General features: G+C 68.3%; 26 protein-coding genes. 9 read left to right on the top strand and 17 right to left on the bottom strand.

From position 1 onward, the window contains the following. Nucleotides 1-42: 42 nt before the first annotated feature. Together QZ814_RS09565 and QZ814_RS09560 are read left to right on the top strand one after the other, a co-directional pair. Entirely contained in the window at nt 43-2241 is a 2199-nt protein-coding gene (locus QZ814_RS09565) for a TonB-dependent hemoglobin/transferrin/lactoferrin family receptor (protein ID WP_294331350.1), read from the top strand. A 17-nt stretch (nt 2242-2258) separates the two neighbouring features. Further along, nucleotides 2259-3242 carry a DUF6607 family protein gene (locus tag QZ814_RS09560; protein WP_294331348.1) on the top strand — a complete coding sequence of 328 codons (984 nt, stop codon included), beginning with the start codon at nt 2259-2261 and terminating at the stop codon, nt 3240-3242. A gap of 276 nt (nt 3243-3518) precedes the next feature. Here the strand turns inward: QZ814_RS09560 and QZ814_RS09555 are convergent, their stop codons facing one another. Both QZ814_RS09555 and QZ814_RS09550 read right to left on the bottom strand, forming a co-directional pair. Beyond that, a complete protein-coding gene (locus tag QZ814_RS09555; RefSeq protein ID WP_294331346.1) occupies nt 3519-4250 on the bottom strand; it encodes a class I SAM-dependent methyltransferase in 732 nt (243 codons plus the stop codon). Between the two features lies 1 nt (nt 4251). Further along, complete coding sequence (locus QZ814_RS09550; protein ID WP_294331343.1) at nt 4252-4671, bottom strand: GtrA family protein; 420 nt, start codon at nt 4669-4671, stop codon at nt 4252-4254. A 61-nt stretch (nt 4672-4732) separates the two neighbouring features. On the opposite strand from QZ814_RS09550, the gene QZ814_RS09545 reads away from it, so the two are divergent. Next, nucleotides 4733-6538, top strand: a complete 1806-nt coding sequence (locus QZ814_RS09545; protein WP_294331340.1) for an AcrB/AcrD/AcrF family protein — start codon at nt 4733-4735, stop codon at nt 6536-6538. Nucleotides 6539-6562: 24 nt separating this feature from the next. Here the strand turns inward: QZ814_RS09545 and QZ814_RS09540 are convergent, their stop codons facing one another. The 5 genes from QZ814_RS09540 to QZ814_RS09520 form a co-directional block, all read right to left on the bottom strand. Further along, on the bottom strand, nt 6563-7864 hold the full coding sequence (locus QZ814_RS09540; protein ID WP_294331337.1) for a hemolysin family protein: 1302 nt from the start codon (nt 7862-7864) through the stop codon (nt 6563-6565). Nucleotides 7865-7927: 63 nt separating this feature from the next. Further along, nucleotides 7928-8431, bottom strand: coding sequence for a hypothetical protein (locus tag QZ814_RS09535; RefSeq protein ID WP_294331334.1), 504 nt, complete (start codon nt 8429-8431; stop codon nt 7928-7930). Between the two features lie 62 nt (nt 8432-8493). Beyond that, entirely contained in the window at nt 8494-8922 is a 429-nt protein-coding gene (locus QZ814_RS09530) for a nucleoside deaminase (protein WP_294331331.1), read from the bottom strand. 64 nt (nt 8923-8986) lie between these two features. Beyond that, nucleotides 8987-9169 (bottom strand): YqaE/Pmp3 family membrane protein, encoded by a 183-nt coding sequence (locus QZ814_RS09525; protein ID WP_294331328.1) that lies wholly within the window; start codon nt 9167-9169, stop codon nt 8987-8989. Next, nucleotides 9166-9417: a hypothetical protein gene (locus tag QZ814_RS09520; protein WP_294331322.1), complete on the bottom strand. Its 252-nt coding sequence runs from the start codon at nt 9415-9417 to the stop codon at nt 9166-9168. The genes QZ814_RS09525 and QZ814_RS09520 overlap by 4 nt, the downstream gene beginning before the upstream one ends. A 149-nt stretch (nt 9418-9566) precedes the next feature. Between QZ814_RS09520 and rpmB the strand changes: the two genes are divergently transcribed. Further along, complete coding sequence (gene rpmB, locus QZ814_RS09515) at nt 9567-9866, top strand: 50S ribosomal protein L28 (RefSeq protein WP_294331320.1); 300 nt, start codon at nt 9567-9569, stop codon at nt 9864-9866. A 69-nt stretch (nt 9867-9935) separates the two neighbouring features. Here rpmB and QZ814_RS09510 read toward each other — a convergent pair whose 3' ends face one another. The 4 genes from QZ814_RS09510 to QZ814_RS09495 all read right to left on the bottom strand — a co-directional run bounded on the left by QZ814_RS09510 (nt 9936) and on the right by QZ814_RS09495 (nt 15133). Further along, a complete protein-coding gene (locus QZ814_RS09510; RefSeq protein WP_294331317.1) occupies nt 9936-10931 on the bottom strand; it encodes an esterase-like activity of phytase family protein in 996 nt (331 codons plus the stop codon). Between the two features lie 197 nt (nt 10932-11128). Continuing rightward, nucleotides 11129-11851, bottom strand: coding sequence for an acetoacetyl-CoA reductase (phbB, locus tag QZ814_RS09505; RefSeq protein WP_294331314.1), 723 nt, complete (start codon nt 11849-11851; stop codon nt 11129-11131). 34 nt (nt 11852-11885) lie between these two features. After that, entirely contained in the window at nt 11886-12893 is a 1008-nt protein-coding gene (gene hemH, locus QZ814_RS09500; RefSeq protein ID WP_294331310.1) for a ferrochelatase, read from the bottom strand. Further along, nucleotides 12890-15133, bottom strand: a complete 2244-nt coding sequence (locus tag QZ814_RS09495) for a molybdopterin cofactor-binding domain-containing protein (RefSeq protein ID WP_294331306.1) — start codon at nt 15131-15133, stop codon at nt 12890-12892. Before QZ814_RS09495 ends, hemH begins: the two co-directional genes overlap by 4 nt. Before the next feature lie 127 nt (nt 15134-15260). Between QZ814_RS09495 and lgt the strand changes: the two genes are divergently transcribed. Genes lgt through pgeF form a run of 4 tightly spaced genes read left to right on the top strand, consistent with a single transcriptional unit; the run spans nt 15261 to nt 18508 of the window. Continuing rightward, a complete protein-coding gene (lgt, locus tag QZ814_RS09490; protein ID WP_294331303.1) occupies nt 15261-16139 on the top strand; it encodes a prolipoprotein diacylglyceryl transferase in 879 nt (292 codons plus the stop codon). A gap of 10 nt (nt 16140-16149) precedes the next feature. Next, entirely contained in the window at nt 16150-17244 is a 1095-nt protein-coding gene (locus QZ814_RS09485) for an SAM-dependent methyltransferase (RefSeq protein ID WP_294331299.1), read from the top strand. Then, on the top strand, nt 17241-17744 hold the full coding sequence (locus QZ814_RS09480) for a GNAT family N-acetyltransferase (protein WP_294331297.1): 504 nt from the start codon (nt 17241-17243) through the stop codon (nt 17742-17744). Before QZ814_RS09485 ends, QZ814_RS09480 begins: the two co-directional genes overlap by 4 nt. Further along, nucleotides 17741-18508, top strand: coding sequence for a peptidoglycan editing factor PgeF (pgeF, locus tag QZ814_RS09475; RefSeq protein WP_294331293.1), 768 nt, complete (start codon nt 17741-17743; stop codon nt 18506-18508). The genes QZ814_RS09480 and pgeF overlap by 4 nt, the downstream gene beginning before the upstream one ends. Nucleotides 18509-18642: 134 nt before the next feature. Here the strand turns inward: pgeF and QZ814_RS09470 are convergent, their stop codons facing one another. From QZ814_RS09470 to QZ814_RS09450, 5 genes are read right to left on the bottom strand one after another with little or no spacing between them, the layout of a single operon-like run. Further along, complete coding sequence (locus QZ814_RS09470) at nt 18643-19554, bottom strand: hemolysin family protein (protein WP_294331292.1); 912 nt, start codon at nt 19552-19554, stop codon at nt 18643-18645. 8 nt (nt 19555-19562) lie between these two features. Further along, complete coding sequence (gene ybeY / locus QZ814_RS09465) at nt 19563-20072, bottom strand: rRNA maturation RNase YbeY (protein ID WP_294331287.1); 510 nt, start codon at nt 20070-20072, stop codon at nt 19563-19565. Then, nucleotides 20072-20467 (bottom strand): type II toxin-antitoxin system VapC family toxin, encoded by a 396-nt coding sequence (locus QZ814_RS09460; RefSeq protein ID WP_294331284.1) that lies wholly within the window; start codon nt 20465-20467, stop codon nt 20072-20074. Before QZ814_RS09460 ends, ybeY begins: the two co-directional genes overlap by 1 nt. Then, on the bottom strand, nt 20464-20715 hold the full coding sequence (locus tag QZ814_RS09455; protein WP_294331281.1) for a type II toxin-antitoxin system VapB family antitoxin: 252 nt from the start codon (nt 20713-20715) through the stop codon (nt 20464-20466). The genes QZ814_RS09460 and QZ814_RS09455 overlap by 4 nt, the downstream gene beginning before the upstream one ends. Nucleotides 20716-20766: 51 nt before the next feature. Further along, entirely contained in the window at nt 20767-21771 is a 1005-nt protein-coding gene (locus QZ814_RS09450; protein ID WP_294331278.1) for a PhoH family protein, read from the bottom strand. A gap of 361 nt (nt 21772-22132) precedes the next feature. Here QZ814_RS09450 and QZ814_RS09445 point away from each other — a divergent pair, with 361 nt between their 5' ends. Beyond that, nucleotides 22133-22744: a PEPxxWA-CTERM sorting domain-containing protein gene (locus QZ814_RS09445; protein ID WP_294331275.1), complete on the top strand. Its 612-nt coding sequence runs from the start codon at nt 22133-22135 to the stop codon at nt 22742-22744. 43 nt (nt 22745-22787) lie between these two features. Here QZ814_RS09445 and QZ814_RS09440 read toward each other — a convergent pair whose 3' ends face one another. Next, a complete protein-coding gene (locus QZ814_RS09440) occupies nt 22788-24137 on the bottom strand; it encodes an alginate export family protein (protein WP_294331270.1) in 1350 nt (449 codons plus the stop codon). Between the last annotated feature and the right edge of the window lie 7 nt (nt 24138-24144).

Below are 24144 nucleotides of genomic sequence, written 5' to 3'. Positions count from 1 at the left end.
CAACTGCGACTCAGTTGCATTATCAAAACAGGGGAAGCTTTTGTGATCCATTCCATCGCTCGTCTGGCCGGGGCGGCGAGCCTGTTCGCCTACCTGTCTGCGGTGCCGGCAGGCGCCCAGGTGCAGCAGGACCGCGGCGCCGCCGAGGACGGCAAGCCCGATCCCGCCACGATCACCGTCACCGCGACGCGGCTCGCCACCGATACCCGCAAGGTGCCGGCCACGGTCACCGTCGTCACCGACGAGAAGATGGCCGACCAGCTGGTGAACGACGTCAAGGATCTGGTGCGGTTCGAACCCGGCGTGAGCGTGCCGCGCCAGCCGGCCCGCTTCGGCGCGGCCTCAGGCACCACGGGGCGCGCAGGGAATGAAGGCTTCGTCGTCCGCGGCATCGGCGGCAACCGCGTGCTGATCCAGGTCGACGGCGTGCGCGTGCCCGACGGCTTCACCTTCGGCGCGCAGAGCGTGGGGCGCGGCGACTATGTCGATCTCGGCCTGGTCAAGTCGGTCGAGATCCTGCGCGGTCCGGCGTCGGCGCTCTATGGCAGCGACGGGCTGGCGGGCGCGATCAGCTTCACCACCGCCGATCCGGGCGATTTCCTGACCGGCGGCAAGTCGGTGGGCGGGCTGGTGCGGGCGGGCTACCAGTCGTCCGATCAGGAATGGAGCGAGACCGGCATCCTTGCCGGGCGCAGCGGCGACTGGTCGGCGATGGTCGCCTATACCCGCCGCGACTTTGCCGAGCTGGAGAACAAGGGCAGCGTCGGCGGCAGCGGGGCGGCACGCACCAAGGCCAATCCGCAGGACGGCGATTCGAACGCGGTGCTCGGCCGGATCGTCTACGCGCCCGGCAACGGCCACAAGCTGCGGCTGACCGGGGAGTATCTGGACAACCATCTCGACAGCAACGTGCTGACCAGCGTCAGCGCCAGCGTCGCCGGGACCACCGCCAACGACAGCACGAAGCGCAAGCGCGCGGCGTTCGACTGGACCTGGACGGGGCAGGGCGCGATCCAGCGCACCCGGCTGAGCCTCTACTGGCAGCAGGCCGAGGACCGCCAGTTCTCCGCCGAGGACCGCACCGTGCTCGCCGACCGCACCCGGCTGAACACCTTCGACAATCGCGTGTTCGGCGGGTCTGGCGAGATCGTGTTCGGCTATGAGACGGGGGCGCTGCGCCACCGGCTGATCGTCGGCGCCGACGCCAGCCGTACCCGCCAGGAGGGCATCCGCGACGGTACCGTGCCGCCGGCGGGCGAGACCTATCCCACCCGCGCCTTCCCGATCACCGATTTCACGCTGGCCGGCCTGTTCGTCTCGGACGAGATCAGCCTCGGCCCGGTGACCTTGTTCCCGGCGCTGCGCTTCGACCATTATGCGCTCGATCCCAAGAAGGATGCGGCGCTGCCGGCGTTCAACTCGGCGCGCCAGAGCGGCTCGCGCGTCTCGCCCAAGATCGGCGCGACGCTGGCGTTGAGCCCGGACGTGAGCCTGTTCGCCAACTATGCGCAGGGCTTCAAGGCGCCCGAGCCGAGCCAGGTCAACCAGTTCTTCCAGAACCTCGCCTTCGGCTATCGCTCCGAGCCCAACCCCAATCTGAAGCCCGAGACCAGCCGCAGCGTGGAAGGGGGCATCCGCTTCGGCGGCGGCGGCGTGCGCGTGCAGCTGACCGGCTTCCATGCGGATTACGACAACTTCATCTCGCAGGAAGTGGTGGGCGGCGCGTTCACCCCCGCCAACCCGGCGGTGTACCAGTTCATCAACCTCGACGAGGCGCGGGTGAACGGCATCGAAGGGCGGGTGGATGCCCAGCTCGGTCGCGGGTTCACCGCGAACCTCGCCTTCGCCTATGCCGATGGTGACGTGATCCGCAACGGCGCGCGGGCGTCGCTCTCGACGGTCGATCCCGCGAAGATCGTCGGCGGGTTCGGCTACCGCGCGCCCGACGGGGCATTCGGGGGCCAGCTGAGCGTGACCCACAGCACCCGCAAGGAGCTGAGCGCCACGACGGCCGTGTGCACCGCCGCCTGCTACCGGCCCGACGCCTTCACCATCGTCGACGCCACCGCCTTTGTCCGGCTGACCCAGGGGCTCACGCTGCGCGCGGGCATCTTCAACCTGTTCGACACGAAATACGCCTGGTGGAACGACGTGCGCGGCCTCGCCGCCAGCTCGGCGATCACCGACGCCTATACCCAGCCGGGGCGCAACGGCAGCGTCTCGATCAGCTACCGCTTCTGACCATCGGAGGGCACATCATGAAGTTTCGACATATTGGCCTGCTGGCCCTGAGCCTTGCCGCCATGGTGCCAGCGCTGCCCGCGGCGGCGGACGGCCCGGTCAAACCACGCACCGCCGCCGAGGAACAGGCCGCGTTCGCGGCCGACCGGCGCGACATCCTCGCCATGGCGGGCACCTTCAAGGTCCGCTTCGACATGCAGGAATCGACCGCCTGGCGCGCCGACTATACCCCGATCGACCGGTCGATCTCTGGCGGCAACGAAGTGGTGCGGGTGATCGAGGACAGCGGCCGCCATATCGTGCTCCAGCATCTGCTGGTGGTCGAGCAGGGCGGCAAGACCATGGTGATCAAGCACTGGCGCCAGGACTGGGACTATGAGCCGGCCCGCGTGCTCGTCTATGCCGGTCCCAACGAATGGAAATGGGAAGCGGTGCCCGAGGCGATGCGCCGGGGCCGCTGGTCGCAGACCGTGTACCAGGTCGACGACAGCCCGCGCTATGGCAGCTGGGGCCGGTGGACCAGCGAGGGCGGCGTGCGGCGCTGGCGGTCCGGCTGGACCTGGCGCCCGCTCGCCCGGCGCGATGCGGTGCGCGGGCCGATCTATGACCGCTATCTCGGCATCAACCGCCACCAGCCGACCCCGACCGGCTGGATCCACTGGCAGGACAATACCAAGATGGGCGTGATCGACGGCAAGTTGCAGCCGGTCGTCCAGGAATATGTGCTCAACAGCTACACCCGCTTCGACGGCAATGACGTGAAGGCGGCGGACGCCTATTGGGCGGCGACCAAGGGCTATTGGGCGGCGATCCGCGCGGAATGGGACCGCATCGCCAACGCCAAGGGCGGCATCCGCATCACCGAGGCGGCGCAGACCGGCACTGTGATCGCCAGCCGGCTGCTCGAAATCGCCGACGACCTCCAGGCCGGCAAGACCAGCGAGGCCGATGCGATCGCGCTGGCGAAGAAGCTCATGGATCAGGCGACCAGGGCCGCCTGATCCTGCGCGCGGGCCGGGGAGTTCGAAGGCCACCGGCCCGCGCGCGAAATCGACCTTCTGCGGCCCTCTCCTGCCTGCCGGGGCAATTGCCTAGGAAGCCAGGGGCCAGCGGATTTGGAAAAACCATCGTCATTCCCGCGAAGGCAGGAATCCATTGCCCTGAGCGCTGGGGAAAGAGCCCCACATCAGCGCCAATGAATCCCCGCCTTCGCGGAGACGACGGCGTGTTTGGCTATAACCGACTGCCCTCGGCCTCTGGGGGAGGGCCGGTTCGAATCAGCGCTTCGGCTCGGCCAGGACGATGATCGAGAGGCCCGGCGGCATCGGCAGGCGGCCGAGCAGGTGGCGCTCGAGCCCGAAGATCGTCTCGAATGCCTTGTTGAGCGCGGCCGGCGGCGGCGAATCGTCGCTGTCGTCCTTGCCCATCAGCTTGCCGGCGAAGCGCGCGGCCACCGCCACCGGGAACAGCAGCGAGTTGAACCAGCGGAGCTTGCGCCACTTGAGCCCCGCCTTTTCCAGCGCGGCGAGCAGCGTCGCCTTGGAATAGCGGCGCTTGTGATGGTTCACCACGTCGTGCGCGCTCCACATCCATTGGTGCGCAGGCACGGTGATCAGGATCTTGCCGCCGGGCTTGAGCACCCGTGCCATCGCCTTCAGCGCGGCCACATCGTCGTCGATATGCTCGACCACGTCGAGTACCGCGACCAGATCATAGCTGCCCGGTTCGACTCCGGTCAGGTCCGGTAGCGGCGACGAACCCACCGGCTTGCCCAGCCGGGCACTCGCGATTTCGCGCGCCGCGGGATCGATCTCGATCGCGTCGACCTCGCCGAACGCGCCCAGCATCGGCAGATTGTGCCCGGTGCCGCAGCCGATCTCCAGAATCCTGGCGTTCTTCGGCACCGCGCCGTAGCGGGCGAGATAGTCGGCCAGGATGTCGCGGCGGGCGCGATACCACCAATGGGTGGAGTCATGCGCCGCCATGCGGTCGTAAACGATGCGATCCATTTCAGCCGAAAACCCACAAACGGTTGAGTGCAAAGGTGGCGAAGGGCGTGACGAACACCGCCGGCACCAGCGGCCACCAGGTGGGGCCATGGACCCAGGGGCCGGTGAGCACCCAGGTGAAGCCGGCGTTCATCAGCATGCCCGCCGATTGCACGACGAAGAACTTGACTTTGAGCGCCGCATTCTGCTCGGCGCCGTGCCCCTGGAAGCTCCAGCGGCTGTGAAAGACATAGCCGAACACCACCGCGACGAGAAACCCCGCCACCGAGGCCAGCACCGGTGGGATCACATAGGTGGCAAGCGGCCAATAGACGCCCGCGTACACCACCGTCGACAGGCCGCCCACGATCACGAAGCGGATCAGCTGCTGCACCACCTGCTTTTCCAGCAGTGTTTCAATCCTATGCAGTACCGCCGTCACTCTCGCTTGCCCTTGGACCCTGCCCCGCCCTAATGCGCGCCAGCATCCGAGGAAAGCGATTTTGACGCCCATCCCTACCCGGCTTTTCCGCCTTCGAGACGAATTCGACCGCCACTGGCTGGGCTGGACGCTGGTCGCCTGGGCCTGTGTGGTCGTGTGGTTCCTCCAGCAGCGCCAGGGGAACATCTACTGGCTGACGCTGGGCGATACCGACGACAATATGCGGCTGATGCAGGTGCGTGCCTTGCTCGCCGGACAGGGCTGGTACGATCTGCGCCAGTACCGGATGGACCCGGCGCTGGGCGGATTCGACATCCATTGGTCGCGCATCGTCGACCTGCCGATCGCCGGACTGATCCTGCTGCTCAAGCCCTTCCTCGGCACCGCGACCGCCGAGAAATGGGCGTGCGGCATCGCGCCGCTGCTGCCGCTTTCGATCACGATGACCGGCCTGTCGCTCACCGTCCGCCGCCTCGTCTCGCCCTTCGCCTGGCCGATCGCCCTGGTGCTGCTGGTCACCGCCTGCACGACGACGCTGCCGATGTATGCGCCGCTGCGGATCGACCATCATGGCTGGCAGCTCGCCGCGCTGGCGATCACCGTCGCCGGCATCGCCGATCCAAAGGGCGCCCGCGGTGGTGCGGTCGTCGGGCTGGCGAGCGCCTTCTCGCTGTCGATCGGGCTCGAGCTTCTCCCCTTCTGCGCGATGGCAGGGGCGATCCTGGCCCTGCGCTGGGTCTGGGACGCGGGCGAGCGGCCCAGGCTGATGGTCTATGGCCTGACGCTCGGCGGCGGCTCGGCGATCGGCTTCGCGGCCTTCGCGTCTTACGCCAACCAGGCGATGCGCTGCGACGCGCTGACCCCGGTCTGGCTCAGCGTGCTGGTCGCCGCCGGTGCGCTGCTGGTGGCGCTGACGCTCGCCAACCCCACCTCGCGGCTGGTGCGGCTGGCGCTGGCGGCGGTGGCGGGCGGCGTGATCGTCGCCGGCTTCGTCCATTTCTTCCCGCAATGCCTGGGGCGTCCCGAGCAGGTCTCGGACGAGCTCTACCGCGTCTGGCTGTCGAATGTGCGCGAGGCGCGGCCGATCTACCGGCACCCGGCGGACACCGCCGTACCGGTGGCGATCGTCGCCGTGCTGGGGCTGATCGGCGCGCTGCTCGCCGTGTGGAACGCACGGCGCACGCCGATGCTGGTCGGCTGGGTCGCGATCGCGTTGTTCACGGCCTTCGCCGGCGCCATGCTGCTCTGGCAGATGCGCGCGGCGCCGGGAGCGCAGCTGCTCGCCGTGCCGGGGATCACCGCCCTGATCTGGATTCTCGTGCCGCTGCTGCTCCAGCGCGGCCCGCTCTGGGCGCGGATCGGCGTGGCGCTGCTCGCCTTTGTCGGCGTGGGCATCGCCGCGAGCGGGGTGAAGATGCCGTGGGCGGCGAAGAACGGCGCCAAGGCGGGTAGCGACAAGGTGCGTCAGGCAAACATCGCCTGCACCCGCACCTCACAGCTCCGCACGCTCGATGCGATTCCGGCAACGACGATGTTCACCCAGGTCGATCTCGGGCCCCGGCTGATTGTGGTGACCCACCACAATGCGGTGGCCGGCCCCTATCACCGCAACGGCCAGGCGATCCTCGACGTCCACCACGCCTTCACCGGCACGGCGGAGGGCTTCCGCCCGATCGCCGCGCGGCACAAGGCCGCCTATCTGCTGCTCTGCCCCAACATGGCAGAGACGACCGTCTACCGCGCACGCAATCCCGTGGGCTTCTACGCGCAGCTGGCCAAGGGGCAGGTGCCCGATTGGCTCGAGCCGGTGCCGCTCGCGGACGGGTCGCCGTACAAGCTGTGGAAGATCCGCTACGACAGCAAGTGAGGCCATCGCCCTGGCGGCGACGCCTCAGCCGGCGCCGCGGCTGACCAGCAGCTTGTCGATCTTGCGGCCATCGAGGTCGACGATCTCGAAGCGCCAGCCCTGTTCGGCGAAGACCTCGCCCTCGGCCGGCAGATGCTTGAGGACCGCCAGCGCCAGACCCGCCACGGTGGCATAGTCCCGGTCCTCGGGCAGATCGATGCCGAGCCGCTCGGCGAGCTGGTCGGCCGGGGTCGCGCCGGCGACGAGCAGCGAGCCGTCCTCGCGCTGGACGATGTTGGGATTGTCGCCGGGCTCCGAATCGGAGGCGAATTCGCCCGCGATCGCCGCCAGCAAATTGGCCGGCGTCACGATACCTTCGAAATGGCCATATTCGTCATGGACAAGCCCCATCGGCACCTCGGCCTGGCGGAGCGCGGTGAGCGCGTCCATCGCGTCGACCTGGTCGGGCAGCACGGGGGCCTTGCGCATCAGCTTGCGCAGATCGAGCGGCTCGCCGCGGAACAGCGCGGCGGCGATGTCGCGCGCCTGGACCACGCCGATCACCGCGTCGATCGACCCTTCCGCCACCGGCAGGCGGGTGTGCGGGGTGGCGAGCAGCTCCTCGCGGATGCCGGCGCCATCGAGATCGACATCGAGCCAGTCGACCTGGGTGCGCGGCGTCATCACTTCGCGCACCGGCCGATCGGCCAGGCGCACGACACCGGAAATGATCGAGCGCTCATGCTCTTCGATCACGCCGGACTTGCTCGCCTCGGCCACGATCAGGTGCAGCTCCTCGGCCGTGACTCGGTTTTCCGATTCGCGCTTCAACCGCAGCAGGCGGAACACCAGCGCGCTCGACGAATCGAGCAGCCAGACAACCGGTGCGGTGCCCCAGGAGAGCCAGCGCATTGGCAGCGCCATCGCCGCGGCGATCGGCTCGGGCGAGCGCAGCGCGAACTGCTTGGGGACCAGTTCGCCCACCACCAACGAGAAGAAGGTGGTGAGGCCGATCACCAGCGTGATCCCCAGCGTATGCGCGAACTCGACGGAAAGGCCGAATGCTTCCAGTCGCTTGGCGACCGGCTCGCCCAGGCTCGCGCCCGAATAGGCACCCGCGACGATGCCGATCAGCGTGATGCCGATCTGGACGGTGGAGAGGAACTTGCCGGGGTCCTCGGCCAGCTCGATCGCGGTCTTGGCGCCGCGATTGCCGAGCCGGGCCAGCGCCTCCAGCCGCGCCGGGCGGGCGGAGACGATTGCCAGCTCCGACATCGAGAAAATGCCGTTGATCGCGATCAGCACGAAGATGATCGCTACGTCGATCCAGGGAAAAGGTGCGCTCATGGTGCACCGCCCTCATATCCGGAGCGGGCCCCGGTTCACAACCTTTTGCAGTGCGATCCGATTTTACAGGTGCTGCGCCGCCAGAACCGTAGGGTTGCTCGCCAGGCTGTGGAGATAGGCGTGCCGCTCCGGCGAGCCCAACCGGAGGGTGCGCAGATAGTGCTGCTGGTCGTGCGTCAGCGCGAACTGGGTATAGCCTCGCGCACGCAGGCAATCTGCCACCGTGTCCTGCAGCAGCGTGCGCACCTGCTTCATCCGCTCGGCCGGACGGGTGCGCTCGACGATGCGGCCCGAATCATTGGCGACCTGCATTGCGCGATCGACATCGCCTCCGACCATGCTGAGGCGTGCTTCGTTGTTTTCGAGTTGCCGGGAGGCGTCCTTGAACACCTTGGCCGCTTCGGTGCTCGAGACGTCGAGATAATAGCCCTGCCGGCCGCAGGCGACGGCATCCGCGCGATAGGCCTCCAGCGTCACGCCGGGCTTGCCCCAGCTGAGGACCGGTTTCTCGGCGGCGCCGGCGGCAACCGGCAACAATAGCAGGATCGCGGTAAGACAGCGCAGCATCGGCCCTCTCCTGTTTTGCCGACGCTAGCGCAACTTCGCCATGGCGGCCAGTGCGCCACAGCTTACCGCCGGCTGCGGAAGAAGGCGCGCAGCAACGCCCCCGCCTCGGCCTCGCCGATCCCGGCATAGACTTCGGGGCGGTGATGGCAGGTCGGCTGGCCGAACAGGCGGGGGCCATGCTCCACCGCGCCGCCCTTGGGATCGCTCGCGCCGTAATAGAGCCGGGCGATGCGGGCATGGGCGATGGCGCCGGCGCACATCGCGCAGGGCTCCAGCGTGACCCACAGATCGCAATCCTCCAGCCGATCGCGGCCCAGCAGCTGTGCCGCGGCGCGAATCGCCAGCATCTCGGCATGGGCGCTCGGGTCGTGCAGGCGACGGGGAGCGTTGGCGCCGGTAGCGATTACCTCGCCCCCGAGCATCACCACGGCGCCCACCGGGACCTCGCCAGCGGCTGCGGCAGCTTCCGCGGCTGCGAGCGCAGCGCGCATGGGAGGAGGGAGCGGAAACATCGCCCCGGGCTTTAGCCGCAGCGCCGGCCCCGGTCACCTGTGCTCAGGCCGACATGAGCTTCCGGCGCTGGAAGAGGCGCCACAGCGCATAGCCTGCGCCTGGCAGAAACCCGAGCAGCGTCAGCCCACAGGCAAGCTGGAAGGGGCGGACCGCCCCTTCCTCCAGATACACGCCCAGCGGCGGCAGCAGCGCCGCCGCCGCGATTCGGGCCGGACGCGGAGTCACTTCGCCGGCGTCGCCGTCGCTTCCGGCGCCTTCTGGACGTCGATGGTCGGCAGCTTCACCTGCTTGTCCTTCATCTCGACGGTCGGCACCCGTACCGTGCTGTTCGATTCGCCGACGGCCACCTTGCCCGTTTCGGCCGACACCGTGGGCAGCTTGCCGCCCCGCACATCGACATTCAGCAAGCCCAGCGCGATCAGCACGACCGCGACCAAAACGAGCACGCCCAGCAACCCAAGGATTGCGCGCATCCCAATCTCCTCCTATTCGTTTCACCTGCCCAACGCCCCGGCGGCGTGCGGGTTGCGCGGCCTTTCCAAGTGAATCGGTTGACTGCAACGCGTATCGACGCTAACAGCGCGGCCTTTCCGGCTTTCTGCCCAACTCAGGATTTGAAGCGATGTCGCGCATTTGCGAGCTGACCGGCAAGGGCCGGCAGGTGGGACACAATGTTTCCCACGCCAACAACAAGACCAAGCGTACGTTCCTGCCGAACCTGCAGAACGTCACGCTGATCTCCGATTCGCTCGGCAAGAGCATCCGCCTGCGCGTCTCGACGCACGGCCTGCGTTCGGTCGAGCATGTCGGCGGCCTGGACAACTGGCTGCTGAAGTCGCGTGACGAGGATCTCTCGCTGCGCGCCCGTCGCCTGAAGCGCGAAGTGCGCAAGGCGACCGCCGGCACCGCCGAAGCGGCCTGATCCTTCTTCAGGTCAACGGTTTGGCCCGCTACTGCACCCGCAGTGGCGGGTTTTTCCGTTTGTGCGGGGCTAAAGATCCAGGCGGAACTTGAGCAGCAGCGTCTGCTGCCACCATTGCTCGTTATCGTCCGAGACCATCCACAGCACGAGCGAATCGCCCTCGCGCTGCACCGCCAGACCCTCGAAATTGTCGTGCTGGAGCGGCGGCGAGAGATCGGCGATCTCGGTGCCGCGCAGCACCTGCCCCGGCTGTACGCCGCGGATATCGACCAGTTCGATCTTGACCGTGAACAGCGAGGGGACGGCGAATCGCCGCACCAGCACCAGCAGGCGCCCATCGGGCAGCTGCACGGCATCGCTGGGATCATAGTGGGCCGGCGGCACATAGGCGAATCGCATCGGCTGCGGATTGCCGAGGGTGGGATCGTGCGGAAACAGCAGCACTTCGCGCTGGTCCCGCTGGCCGCCAATCGGACGCGCAGTTTCGCCGATGACGAGAAAGCGCCCGTCCGACAGCCGCACCATCGATTCCGGTCCGCCATTCTGCGGCCAGCGCGCCATCGACTTGGGCGCGGCATCCCCCAGCCCCCGCGTGAACCCAGGATCGTAGCGGTAGATCGCGTTGTGCGATTCGAAGCCGATCCAGAACTGCCCCGTGGCCGGATCGCGGGCGAGCGATTCCGAGTCGCGATCGCCCTTCACCGATCCCAGACCGGGTCCGTCCGGCAGATCCGCGAAGCGGATGTCGAACGGGCGCCAGTCGCTGCCCATCCGGAACCGCACCAGGTTCCCGCGATCGCTGAGCATGGTGAAGCGATCGCCCACCACGCTCAACGCCGAGAAGCCGGAAAAGCCGAGATCGGGACTGGTGAGGCGAACACCCCCCAGATAGCGCAGGCGCCCCACCGTGTGCCGGGCAGGATCGCCGGGCGCCAGCGGCACCTGCACCGCATCCATCACCGGACGGTTGTCCAGCGGGGTGCGCAGGTCCTTCCCCGAAGCGGTGAGAAAAGAAATGGCGAGCGCCAGCGGCGGAAGGGCGAACAGGCGAAGCCGAAAGCGCATGTCCCGTTTCTTAGCGTCTCTCGCGCCGACCGCCAGTGCTGCACCCGCGAAGATGAACGACAAATAACCAAGCCGTTCAGGGTTCGGTCAAGGGAACCCGCCTATCCCGATTGTGTTGTACGCGTACACTTGCTCTCGCGTAGCGTATCGAGAGCCGTTGGGGGCCGGAACCGCAAGGATCCGGCCCCCTTGTTCGTTCAGTACATGTGCTGGCCGCCATTGACCGACAGCGTCGACCCGGTGACGAAGCCGCCCTCCTCGGCGCAGAGGAAGGCCACTGCGCGGGCGATCTCGTGCGCCTGGCCAAGCCGGCCGACCGGGATCTTCGCCACGATCTTCTCCAGCACGTCCGCCGGCACCGCCGCGACCATGTCGGTATCGATATAGCCCGGGGCGATCGCGTTCACCGTCACGCCGAAGCGCGCGCCTTCCTGCGCCAGCGCCTTGGTGAAGCCGTGGATGCCCGACTTGGCGGCGGCGTAGTTCACCTGGCCGTACTGGCCGGCCTGGCCGTTGATCGAGCCGATGTTGACGATGCGCCCCCATTTGCGCGTCCGCATGCCCGGGAACACGGCATGCGCCATGTTGAAGCAGCCGCCCAGGTTGATGCGGATCACGTCTTCCCACATCTCGCGGCTCATCTTCAGGATGGTGCCGTCGCGCGTGATACCGGCATTGTTGACGACGATGTCGACCGGGCCGAGTTCGGCTTCCACCTGCTGCACGCCGGCAGCACAGGCGTCGAAATCGCCCACGTCCCACTTGTACGCCTTGATGCCGGTGCGCTCGCTGAAGGCCGCCGCCTTCTCGTCATTGCCGGCATAATTGGCCGCGACGGTGATGCCGGCGTCCTTGAGCGCCAGACTGATCGCTTCACCGATCCCGCGAGTGCCGCCGGTGACGATCGCTACACGTGCCATGTGCCTTCCTCTCCAAATCAAACCCAAGAAATGGCTAGGCGGGGTCCACCCAGCCGGCAAGTTCGCGCCCGATTAGTTGTCGGAGCAACCCCATGCCCGTCGCGCTATCATTGAGACAAGGCAAATATGCGAAATTCGTGCCGCCCGCCTCCAGAAAGCTTTCGCGCCCTCGAATTGCCAGTTCTTCGAGCGTTTCCAGGCAGTCGGCGGAAAAACCGGGGGAGACGATCGCCACGCGCCGGATGCCCCTGGCGGGAAGCGCTTCGAGCATGGTGTCGGTTGCCGGTTCCAGCCACTTGGCGCGGCCGAACCGCGACTGGAAGGTAACGATCAGCTCGCGGCCCAATGCTTCGCCGAGCAGCCGGCCGGTCTTGCGGCAATGGCAGTGATAGGGATCGCCCAGCGCCAATGTCCGCTGCGGCATGCCGTGGAAGCTGGCGATCACCGCATCGGGGGTGAAGTCGAGGCCTGCGAGCCCTTCCTCGACGCTCGTCTTCAGCGCGTCGATATAGGCGGGGTCGTCATAATAAGGCGGCAGGGTGCGCAGCGCAGGCTGCCAGCGCATCGCCATCAGCGCAGCGAAGGCGACGTCGTTGGCGGTCGCCGTCGTCGCCGCGCAATATTGCGGGTACAGCGGCGCCACCAGGATCCGCTCGCACCCTTGCGCCTTCAGCGCCGCGACCTGCTCGCCGACCGAGGGCTTGCCGTAGCGCATGGCGTGGAGGACGGTGACGCCCGGCCCGAACGCGCCCTCCAGCCCGCGCGCCTGCGCCTTGGTGATCGCGGCGAGCGGCGAGCCGTCCTCGCGCCACACCTGGGCGTAGGCATGCGCCGATTTCTTCGGCCGGGTGCGCAGGATGATGCCGCGCAGGATCGGCTGCCACAGCAGCGGCGGGATTTCGACCACGCGGCGGTCGGACAGGAACTCGCCCAGATAGCGCTTCACCGCGCCGGCATCGGGCGCGTCGGGGGTACCGAGATTGACCAGCAGCACGCCCACGCGGGCCGGCGGGATCTTGGGGTGGTCGGCAGGCAGGGTCATTCGGCGTCCGATAGCAAGGGCAGGCGCCGGAAGCGCGTGCCGGTGGCGGTTTGCAGCGCGTTGGCGATGGCGGGCGCAGTCGGCGGCACGGCCAGCTCGCTCACCCCGCCGGGGTCCGACCCGCTGGGCAGGATCTCGACCGTGATGTCGGGGGTGCTCGCCAGCGTCGGCAGGTTGAGTTCGGCGAGCGTCTGCACATCGGCGATGTTCTCGCTGAAGGTGGTCGCCGCCCCCAACGCGGCAGCGAGGCCGAAGAGCAGCCCGCCTTCGATCTGCTGGCGGACGAGATCGGGATTCACTGCCCGCCCGCAATCGACTGCCGCGACGAGGCGCTCGACGACGATTTCGCGCTGCGGGGTCAGGTGCGCCTCGGCCATCACGGCGATGTACGATCCGCGAAAGGCATGGGCGGCGAGTCCCTGCCCGCTTCCCGGCTCACCGCCCTGCCAGCCGCCAAGCTGGGCCGCGGTCTGCAGGCAGCGTGCGAGGCGCGGCTGATTGCCGAGCATCGCCATCCGGAACGACAGCGGGTCGCGGTTGGCCACATGCGCGAGCTCATCGACGAAGCTCTCGGCGAAGAAGCAGGTATAGCTGTGTGCGCCCGAGCGCCAATAACCGGTCGGCACGCCGATGTCTGCCGGGTGATGATCGACCGCGAGATTGGGGATCGCATAGGCCGGCGACGCGCCCTCCACGGCGGATGCGTCGCCCTTGCCCGGCATCGCCAGCGCCGCTGCCGCAATCGCGTCGCCGGCCAGCAGCCGGGACGCCAGCTCGCGCCCCGTCGACGGTGCCGCGATCTTGGCGAGCCAGGCGCTGACCGTCCCGCCCTGCCCCAGCTTCGCGGTGAGACGGGCCGCCGCCGCCGGGCGGAAACGATCGCGCCGCAGATCCTCGTCGCGCGACCAGGTGAGTTGCACCGGGCGCTGCACCGCCTGCGAGATCAGCGCCGCCTGTACTGCGGCATCGACCTCCAGCTTCTCGCCGAACGAGCCGCCACCCAGCATCGCATGCACCGTCACCCGCGCCGGATCGATCCCCAGCGCCTTGGCCGCCGCCGCACGGGCAAGGCCCGGCGCCTGGGTGGGCAGCCACAGCGCCAGCCGGCCATGGGCATAGTCCGCCGTGCAGGTCATCGGCTCCAGCGGCGCGTGCGGGGCGAGGCCGACGCGATAGTCCGCCGTGATCACCCGCGCGCCGCGAAACTCCGCGGAAAGATCCCCCTTGGCCTCGATGCGGGTGCCGTCCCCGGCGAGTGCGGCGTCGAGCGCGGCGTCGATGCTGTCGTCGTTGATCACCGTCGCAGGATTGCGAAAGCGCGGCCGCATCGCCTGGAGCGCACGTTCCGCTGCCCATCCGTTGGTCGCCACGGCCGCCACCCATTGCTTGGTGGTGACGATCGAAAGCATGCCCCGCACGCGATTGGCCGCCGCGCGGTCGACATGGACCAGCTCAGTCTCGCCGATCGGCCCCTGGCGGATCGCGGCGAACACCAGGTGCGGCAGCCGCACGTCCGCAGCGAAGTTGGCGCTGCCGTCCAGCTTGGCGGGGGCATCGAGCCGGGGCAGCGGCTGCCCATAGAGCCGTCCGCCCTCGCCCCCGCGCAAGGGCAGCTGTGCCGGCGCCTTCTCGCGCACCGCCTCGGCCGCCAGTTCGCCGAAGCCGAGGCGCTGACTGCCATGGATCACCGCACCACCGGCCGTGCCGCAGGCCTGCCAATCGACGCCCCAGCGCCGCGCGGCCGCCTTGCACAGCAGCACCCGTGCCGCCGCACCCGCCTGGCGAAGATCGTCCTCGAAGGTACGGATCGAGGTGGAACAGGCCGTCAGCATCAGGTCGGCACGCGCGGCATGGCTGCGCTGCACCTTTTCGGGGAGGCGCGCCAGGGCCGGCGCGAACAAGGTCTGCGCCGCGAGCGGATTGGCATAGAGCGGGTTGAGCGGCGCGGGCTCGACGCCGACCAGCGCCCAGTCCGCCCCCAGTTCGTCGGCGAGGATCTGGGGAAGCGCAGTGTAGACGCCCTGCCCCATTTCCGCCTGCGGCACCGCGACGCGGACCTGCCCGTCCTTGCCGATCTTCACCCACGCGCCGAACAGGCTCTCGCCGGGGCCGGCGGTCAGGTTCGGCGCATAGCTGCGCGGCCACAGTCCCCAGGCGACCACCAGCCCCAGCCCGGCGCCGCCACCGATCAACAGCCTGCGTCGGTCGATCCGGATACGGGGTGCGGAAGGGCCAGCCATCGCCCCGCTCTATCGTGCCCCGCAGCGCCACGCCAGCATGGGCTTTCGATCACCGTCATCGCCCCCTTGGGTTTGCGGCATTTTGGCTCTATCGCGGGGCCGATTGTTTCTCACGCCGGGGATTACCGTGCTGCCCACCCTGCTTGCCGCTGCCGGCGGACATCTTCACTACGCCGATCTCCACCTCAACCCGGTGGCGATCAATCTCGGCTTCTTTCAGATCAAATGGTATTCGCTGGCCTATATCAGCGGCATCCTGCTTGGCTGGCTGTACCTGATGAAGCTGCTCGCCGCCCCCGGCGCGCCAATGGCACGGCGCCACGCCGACGATCTCGTCTTCTACGCGACGCTCGGCATCATCCTGGGCGGCCGCCTCGGCTATGTGATCTTCTACGCGCCGGAGATGTTCTCCAACCCGCTGCAGATCCTGATGCTGTGGGAAGGCGGCATGAGCTTCCATGGCGGCGTGCTTGGCACCTCGCTGGCGATCATCTGGCTGGCCCGCCAGCACAAGCTCAACTGGCTGCGCATCCACGATTATGTCGCCTGCTGCGCGCCGTTCGGGCTGTTCTTCGGCCGCCTCGCCAATTTCGTGAACGGCGAGCTGTGGGGCAAGCCCGGCGACGTGCCCTGGGCGATCGTGTTCCGCGGCACCGTCGCCGCCGGCCTGCCCGAGCCGGCGCGCCACCCGAGCCAGCTCTACGAGGCGGGGCTGGAAGGCCTGCTGCTGTTCGTGGTGCTGTGGTTCTTCTTCTGGCGCACCGATTCGCGCTACCAGCCCGGCAAGCTCACCGGCATCTTCCTGCTCGGCTATGGCATGTGCCGATTCTTCGTGGAGTTCTTCCGCGAACCCGATCGCCAGCTCGTCTGGCTGGTCGACCTGACCGGCCTGCACATGGGCCAGTGGCTGTGCCTGCCGATGATCGCCGGCGGCCTGTTCCTGATCGCGACCGCCCCCGGCCGCCGCAAGCGGATCGAGGCGATCACCGGGCCCAGCGTCGCCTGACGGACCTGCGATGACCAACCCTCTCGACGCCAAGCCCGACGAACGCCGCGACAACGCCGCCGAGCCCGCGCTGCCCGAGCGGCTGGCGCGGGCGATCACGCTGGCCGGCCCGATCCCGCTTTCGCAGTTCATGGGGGCAGCCAACGCGCATTATTACGGCACCCGCGATCCGCTGGGCGCGCGCGGCGACTTCACCACGGCGCCCGAGATCAGCCAGATGTTCGGCGAGCTGATCGGCCTGTGGCTGGCCGACCTGTGGGACCGCGCCGGCCGTCCGGAGACCGCCCGCTATGTCGAGTTCGGCCCCGGCCGCGGCACGCTGGCGTCGGACGCGCTGCGCGCGGCGGGCAAGGCAGGGTTCACGCCTCCGGTCGACTTTCTAGAGACCAGCCCGGTGCTGCGCGCAGCGCAGAAGGAACGCGTTCCGCACGCCGAATGGCATCTCGATCTGGTCGGTCTGCCCGAGGACGCGCCGCTGCTCGTGATCGCGAACGAATTCTTCGACGCACTGCCGATCCGCCAGCTGGTGCATACCGCGCAAGGCTGGCGCGAGCGGCTGGTCGCCTGCCAGGACACACTGTTCCTGCCGGTCACCGGGGATCGCGGATTCGATCCCGTGATTCCGCCCGCACTGCGCGACGCCGCCCCCGGGTCGATTCTCGAAACGTCGCCGGCCAGCGTCGCGCTGCTCCGCGCGCTCGCCCAGCGGCTGCTGGCGCAAGGGGGCGCGGCGCTGATCATCGACTATGGCTATAAAGGCCCGGCGATCGGCGACACGCTGCAGGCGGTGCGCGGCCATGCCTTCGCCAATCCGTTCGACGCGCCGGGCGAGGCGGACCTCACCGCCCATGTCGATTTCGGCACGCTCAAGGAAGCAGCCGACGCCGAGGGGCTGGCGGTCCACGGCCCGGTGACGCAGGGGGATTTCCTCAAGGCGCTCGGCATCGACGAGCGCGCCCGCGCGCTGGCCCGGGTTGCGCCTGAGCGCGGCGACGCCATCGCCGCCGATCGCAATCGGCTGGTGGGGGACGACCAGATGGGATCGCTGTTCAAGGTGCTGGCGATCACCGCGCCCGGCTGGCCGGTGCCGGCGGGATTCGCATGACCTTCCGCGACGCCACCCCTGCGGACGCTGGCGCGATCGACGCGGTGTTCCGGGCAAGCTTCCAGGCGACCTTCGCACATCTCTATTCGGCCGAAGACCTCGCCACCTTCCTCGCCAGGTTCACCGTGGAAGGCTGGGCCGCCGAGATTGCCGATCCTGCCTTCGCGTTTCGCGTGATCGAGGATGCCGAGGGCATCGCCGGCTATTGCAAGCTCGGCCCGATCAGCCTGCCGGCCGCGCCCGAGGGCCCGGCCATCGAACTGCGCCAGCTCTATCTGCTCGACCGCGCCAAGGGCAGCGGTGCGGCGCAGGCGCTGATGGACTGGGCGCTCGCTACCGCCCGCGCGCGCGGTGCCGGCGAGATCTGGCTTTCCGTCTATACCGACAACCACCGCGCCAAGCGCTTCTACGCGCGCTACGGCTTTGAGGATCACGGACCCTATGCCTTCATGGTGGGCAACCATGCCGATGAGGATCGACTGATGCGGCGGGCGCTGTGAGCGAGATCAGCCCCATCCGCGCCCGCGCGCTGGCGGGCCTGCCGCACGGCTTTCTGGGTCGCGCCGGCGGCGTCTCGACCGGCATGGTCGCCGGGCTCAATGTCGGCACCGGGTCGAACGACGATCCTGCCGCCATCGCCCAGAACCGCCGTCTGGCGGTGCAGGCGGTGCTGCCGGGCGCGCGGCTGGTCACCGTCTACCAGGTGCATTCGGCGGACGCGGTGACGGTGATCGCGCCGTTCGACGAGGATCTGCGCCCCCGCGCCGACGCGCTGGTGACCGACCGCCCGGGCCTGCTACTCGGAATCCTTACCGCCGACTGCGCGCCGGTGCTGTTCGCCGACCGCGAGGCGGGCGTCGTCGCCGCCGCCCACGCCGGGTGGAAGGGTGCGATTGGCGGTGTCACCGATTCGACGATCGTTGCAATGGAGGCGCTGGGCGCGCGCCGCGAGGCCATCGCGGCGGCGGTCGGCCCCTGCATCGCGCGCGCCAGTTACGAAGTGGATGCCAGCTTCTTCCAGCACTTCTGCGCGCAGGACCCGGCCAATGAACGCTTCTTCGCCGATGGCCGGCCCGAGCATTTCCAGTTCGACCTGGAGGCCTATGTCGTCCACCGGCTGGCGCTGGCCGGGCTGCGCACGATCGAGGCGCTGGGGCTGGATACCTATACCAATGAGGACCGCTTCTTCAGCTTCCGCCGCGCGACGCATCGGCTGGAGCCGGACTATGGCCGGCAGATCAGCCTGATCGGGATTCCCGGGTAATCCCCTTGCCGTCACCCCAGCGAACGCTGGGGTCTCCCCGGGGCTGGGCGACAACGCAACCGCGCTCCTGCGGGAGATGCCAGCGTGCGCTGGCATGACGGTGGCGCATGAGTCGCCGTCCATCCGGCTTGGCCTTACGCCGCGTCCTCCACCCGCACCTCGGGCGGATGCAGCCGGAGCCGGTTCACCTTGCGCTCGTCTGCGTCGATCACCTCGAGCTTCCAGCCGCTGTCGTGCTCGAGGCATTCGCCCACCGCGGGCACATGGCCGGCAAGCACGAAGGCGAGGCCGCCGATCGTGTCGACATCCTCCTCCACCTCGGCCAGGCGCGGGTCGACCGTCTCGGCGACGTCCTCCAGCTCGGCCCGGGCATCGGCTTCCCAGCCGCCGCCGTCGATCGGCACGATCAGCGCGGCCGGCGCCTCGTCATGTTCGTCCTCGATCTCGCCGACGATCTCCTCGATCAGGTCCTCGATCGTGATCAGCCCCTCGGTGCCCGAATATTCGTCGAGCACGATGGCGAGGTGGGTGCGCTTCACCCGCATCTGGGCGAGCAGATCGAGCGCGCCCATCGATTGCGGCACGTACAGCGGCTGGCGGATCAGCCCGGCGATGCTCGGCGGGTGCGCCTCGCCCTTGGCGAGGATCTCGAACACGTCCTTGATATGGACCATGCCGATGATCGTATCGAGCTCCTCGCGATAGACCGGCAGGCGGCTGTGCCCCGCCTCGGCGAAGAGCTGGACGAGATCGGCGAAGCTGGTCTGCTCCTCGACGGCAATGATGTCGGCCCGTGGCACGCCCACGTCACCGGCATCCCGCTCGCCGAAATGCAGCAGGTTCTTGAGCATCTGTCGCTCGATCGGGGCGAGATCGCCGGCCGGCGGGGTACCGCCGTCGCTCTCATGCTCGTCAATGGCTTCTTCCAGCCGCTCGCGCAGCGTCTCTTCCTGTTCCTCGCCGAACAGGAGGGCGCGCAAACTGCGCCAGATGCCGCCGTTTTCGTGTCGGTGTTCGGGCGAGCCGGTACTGGGGCCCTCGTTCATGTTGGTGTTCAATCCTCGCGTACGGGATAGGGATCGTGCAGGTTCAGCGCCGCCATGGCCGCCTGTTCCATCGCCTCCATGGCTTCCGCCTCGCCATCCTCGATATGGTCATAGCCTAGCAGATGCAGCATGCCATGGACAATCAGATGCGTGGCATGATCGTCCACGGAAATGCCGCGCTCGCCCGCTTCGGCCGAACAGACGCCGTGCGCAAGCACGATGTCGCCCAGCAATACTTCGCCATCATCGCTGTTCTGGGTGACGGTATCGAGCAGATCGGGCTGGATCATCGGGAAGGACAGCACGTTGGTCGGCTTGTCCTTGTCGCGATACTGGCGGTTGAGCGTGTGGACTTCGTCGTCGCTGGTGAAGCGCACCGCGACTTCGATCGTGCTCGGCGATCCCGTCCAGTCGGCATAGGGCGTCTGCGCGATCGCGGCTTCGGCTGCGCGGAGCGCAAGCGCTTCCCAGTCGCCGTCCGGCCAGGGCGCTTCGGGGAGGGCGGCAACGTCAAGCATCAGGCGAGGTCCGTCTCGGAGAAATCGTCGCCCTTGTAGAGCAGACGCGCATCATGGGATTTGGCGCAGGCATAGGCGAAGCAATCGCCCATGTTGAGTCCGGCGGGGTGGCGGCCCTTGCCAAACTGCTGATAGGCATCGAGCGCCAGCTCCAGTTCGCGCGCGCCGATCGGCACCAGCGTCATCCCGAGCTGATCGGCGTAGAGCGCGGCTTCCTGGCGTGCCGCGGTAATATCCATTTCGCGCGAACGCGACAGCGCCGCGACGGTTTCCCAGGCCGCCATCGCCGACCAGAGCGCCGGCGCGCCCTCGACCGCTTCGACCACCAGCCGATCACGCTCGGGTTCCTCGGCAATGATCGCGACCATCGCCGATGCGTCGACGAACAGCGTCAAGACTCGCCCCACAGCTCGTCGAAAAAGGCCTTGTCGGCAAGCAGTCCAGTCGGCGGCGGCAACGGATGGGCACGGCGATGCGCGGCGAGCTTGCGGAGCACGTCCTGCGCCCGGCCCTTGGCCTCAAGCTCAGCCTTGCGCCGCAACAGGCTGTCGCGCACCGCCTCGGTCTTGGTGGTGCCGAGCGCAGCCGCGACCTCGGCGGCAAGCGCCGCGGTGTCCGGATCCTTGATGTAGAGCGATGCCACGCCGCGCCTCCGAAAGGGATATCCCAAATGTAGGCCGGGATATCCCGGCCTTCAACCTTCGCCCTCATAGGCTGCGACGATGCGGCCGACGATCGGGTGGCGCACCACGTCGCCCACCCCGAAGCGCACCATCGAGATGCCTTCCACGCCCTCGAGACGGTGGACGGCGTCGTTCAGCCCCGAGGCACTCGGCCCGCCGGGCAAGTCGGTCTGGTTGGGGTCGCCGCAGATGACCATCCGGCTGTTCTGGCCGAATCGGGTGAGGAACATCTTCATCTGCATCGGCGTGGTGTTCTGCGCCTCGTCGAGAATGACGAAGGCATCGGCCAGCGTACGCCCGCGCATGAAGGCGATCGGCGCGATCTCGATCTCGCCCGAGGCGATCCGCCGCTCGACCTGCTCGGCGGGCAGGCAGTCATAGAGCGCGTCGTAGATCGGGCGGAGATAGGGGTCGACCTTCTCCTTCATGTCGCCGGGCAGGAAGCCCAGCCGCTCGCCCGCTTCCACCGCCGGGCGCGACAGGATCAGCCGCTGGACGCTGCCGGTGATCAGCTGCGCCACCGCCTGCGCGACGGCGAGATAGGTCTTGCCGGTGCCCGCCGGCCCGAGCGCGAAGATCAGGTCGTTCGAGGCGAGCTCGCGCATGTAATGCGTCTGCGTCACCGAGCGCGGCACGATCGTCTTCTTGCGCGTGCGGATCATGATCGAGGGCTTGGGGCCCCCGTTCACCGGCTCGGCACGGACGATGCCGGTGAACATCGGTTCGCTCGACATCGCGATCACCGCGTCGATCAGCCCGCCATCGACGTCCTCGCCGCGGATCACCCGGCTGTGCAGTTCCTGGAGCACCTCGCGGGCATGGGCCACCGCCTCGGTGCCGCCTTCGATCACCACCCGCTGGCCACGCGCGTGGATGTACACGCCCAGCCGCTCCTCGAGCATCAGCAGGTTGGAATCGAACTCACCGAAGAGCTGCGGCAGGAGCTGGGGCTTGTCGAAGGTAACCTCTACCCGGGAACGTTCGCCGGATTGGGCGGGGACAGGCTTGCGGCTCATGCGGTCCTTTCGAGGTTGGCGGCGGGCGCGGGGATCATGCGGCCCCGGAGGGGCAAACCTTGGCATGGTGCAGAGGTTCCTTGGCGCATGTCGACAGACAAGATGACAGACGGAAACGGCGATGCACAGGGGGTGATCGCAGGTTCGCACAATGCCGCACGGGTGTGACGCGGTTGCGACACTCGCGCGGCACAGGCGTACCGGCGGGGAAAGACGGGCGCGCAGCGCCGATCCGGTCAATTCGGGACAGGTGTGAGACGCGTTTCCATGAGCATGAGACGGATCGCCGCAATGCCGTGATCGAGCGCCGAACGCTCTCCCTGTAGAAGGACCCCAGTAGTTTGTTTCGAGGGATAGAAGAATGAAGATCGCTCTCGCGGCTGTTGCCGCCGCCACGCTCGCCTGGACGGGCACTGCCCAGGCCGACACGATCATCGACACCGGGCCCGGCTCTACCACGATCTTCGATGCCAGGTCGATCACCTCGACCCGCGCGATCGCCGGCTTCTTCGAGCTGAACAATGCGACGACGGTGAACGGCGTCTTCGGCTGGATCGGCGGCAACGAAGGTGCACGCCTCACGGCCAATATCTACAGCGAGATCGATTTCGTGCCCGCGACGCTGCTCCACTCCACCAGCTTCGTGAACACCGGCACGATCGGCTGGCAGGGCAGCGACTCGCTGAACTGGAAGCTCGACCCCGGCACCTATTGGGTCGTCTTCTCGGCAGCAGATGAAAACAAGAGCTTCATGCCGAACGGCGCGGCCGATCCGCTGGTCGCCTATCTGCGCGGCAACAGCGACAATGGCTGGCTCCGCCTTAGTGACACGGATGCCCTCGGCGTGCGCCTGACCGGTGTCACCGGCGGCGCGGTGCCGGAGCCGGCCAGCTGGGCCATGATGATCGGCGGCTTCGGCCTCGCCGGCGGCGCGATCCGCACCCGCCGCAAGCGCCCCGCAGCGCTGGCCTGAAGGCGCGTCAGGTCCCGGGCGGCCAGGCCGCCCGGGACCTGTGTCACAGCGCCGCCAACAGGTTGAACGCGACATATTTCGTCCAGCGCCCCGGCGGGGCGTTGGGCGCATCGCGCAGGAAGCGGCCCTTGGCGAGCAGCACCACGTCGCCCTCCAGCCGCACCGCCTTGCTGAGGCGATAGCGTATCCGCCCATCGAGCTGGTGCCCGGCGAAATCGCCGGCACGGCCGCGCGCATCGCGCACGCCGGTGCTGGAAAAGGCATCGGTCTGCGCCGCCAGCCACATCGGGCGATAGCTGAGCGTCACATCGGTGCGGCCTCGCGCCGCCTCGGCCTGCAGCGCGGGCGCGACGACGTTGCTGCGCGCGATCGCATTGTAGAGCCCGGCCGGTGCGAGATCGGCGCGACGCATGCCGAACAGCGTGTCGAAGCGGCCATAGCTGCCGCCGGGCGCGTCTCCGCTCGCATAGTCGAATTCGGCGAGCAGCCGCGGCTTCCACGCCCCCGCCCAGCTATAGCCGATACGGCCATGGACGAACCATGCCCGCACCTGCTGGCGGGGTGCGCCCGCCGCAAGGCTGGTCGACAGCGACCCGGTCTGGCCGATCACCTCCACCTCGTAATCGACCATGGCGGTCGCGGGATCGCGGGCGATGCGGATACTGGCCGTGTCGAGCGAGCGGTCGCGAGTCGGTCGGCCGGGCGTATCGTGTTCGCCGAGGTGGAAATAGCTGGTCTCGACCAGCGCCGGACCGATCGCCCTCGCCCGGTTGAGCAGCCCGCCCCACAGCACCAATGCGGAGCCTTCGCGGTCGATCGCGGGCTGGTTGGAAAGGAGTGCATCGATATCGTCGGGCCGGCGGCGCTGCGGCATGGTGTAGATCGCGGTCGCCGCCCAGCCCCCCTTGCTCCAGTCGGCGCGCAGGCCGGTATAGCCGTTGGTGGTGTTGCGATAGTCATCCGCCGCGACCAGTCGCCGCGCGCCCAGGTTGAGCAGGAAGCGCCCCGCCTGCACTTTCAGCTTCGATCCGCGCCCCAGCATATCGCCAAGGTCGAGTTGCACATAGGCCTGGACGGGCTCCAGCGTGTTGACCTCGCCCGTCGTCACCGGCGAGCGGCGGTTGCCGCCATAGACGCGGCTATCCCACAGTTCGCCCACCACGCTCACGGGCCCGTGCTGATAGCGGGCGAGCAGCGTCGTACGGAAATCGACGAGGTCGTCGCTGCGGTTGAATCCGGCCCGGGCCTGTCCGTCGATGGCTTCGTACCGCACGCGCTCGCTGGCCGCGAAGGTCAGGCCTTCGGCCGGCGGCGGCAGCACGCCCTGGGCATGGGCCAGCTCCGCCGTTCCAGCCGCCAGCACCACGATCAGGCCGCATGCCCGCTCCTTCATTTTCGCC

The sequence above is a fragment of the uncultured Sphingomonas sp. genome (assembly GCF_913777625.1).
GTDB lineage: Bacteria > Pseudomonadota > Alphaproteobacteria > Sphingomonadales > Sphingomonadaceae > Sphingomonas.
Note: the sequence above shows the minus strand (reverse complement) of the source record. Positions and strands in the feature narration are given on the sequence as shown.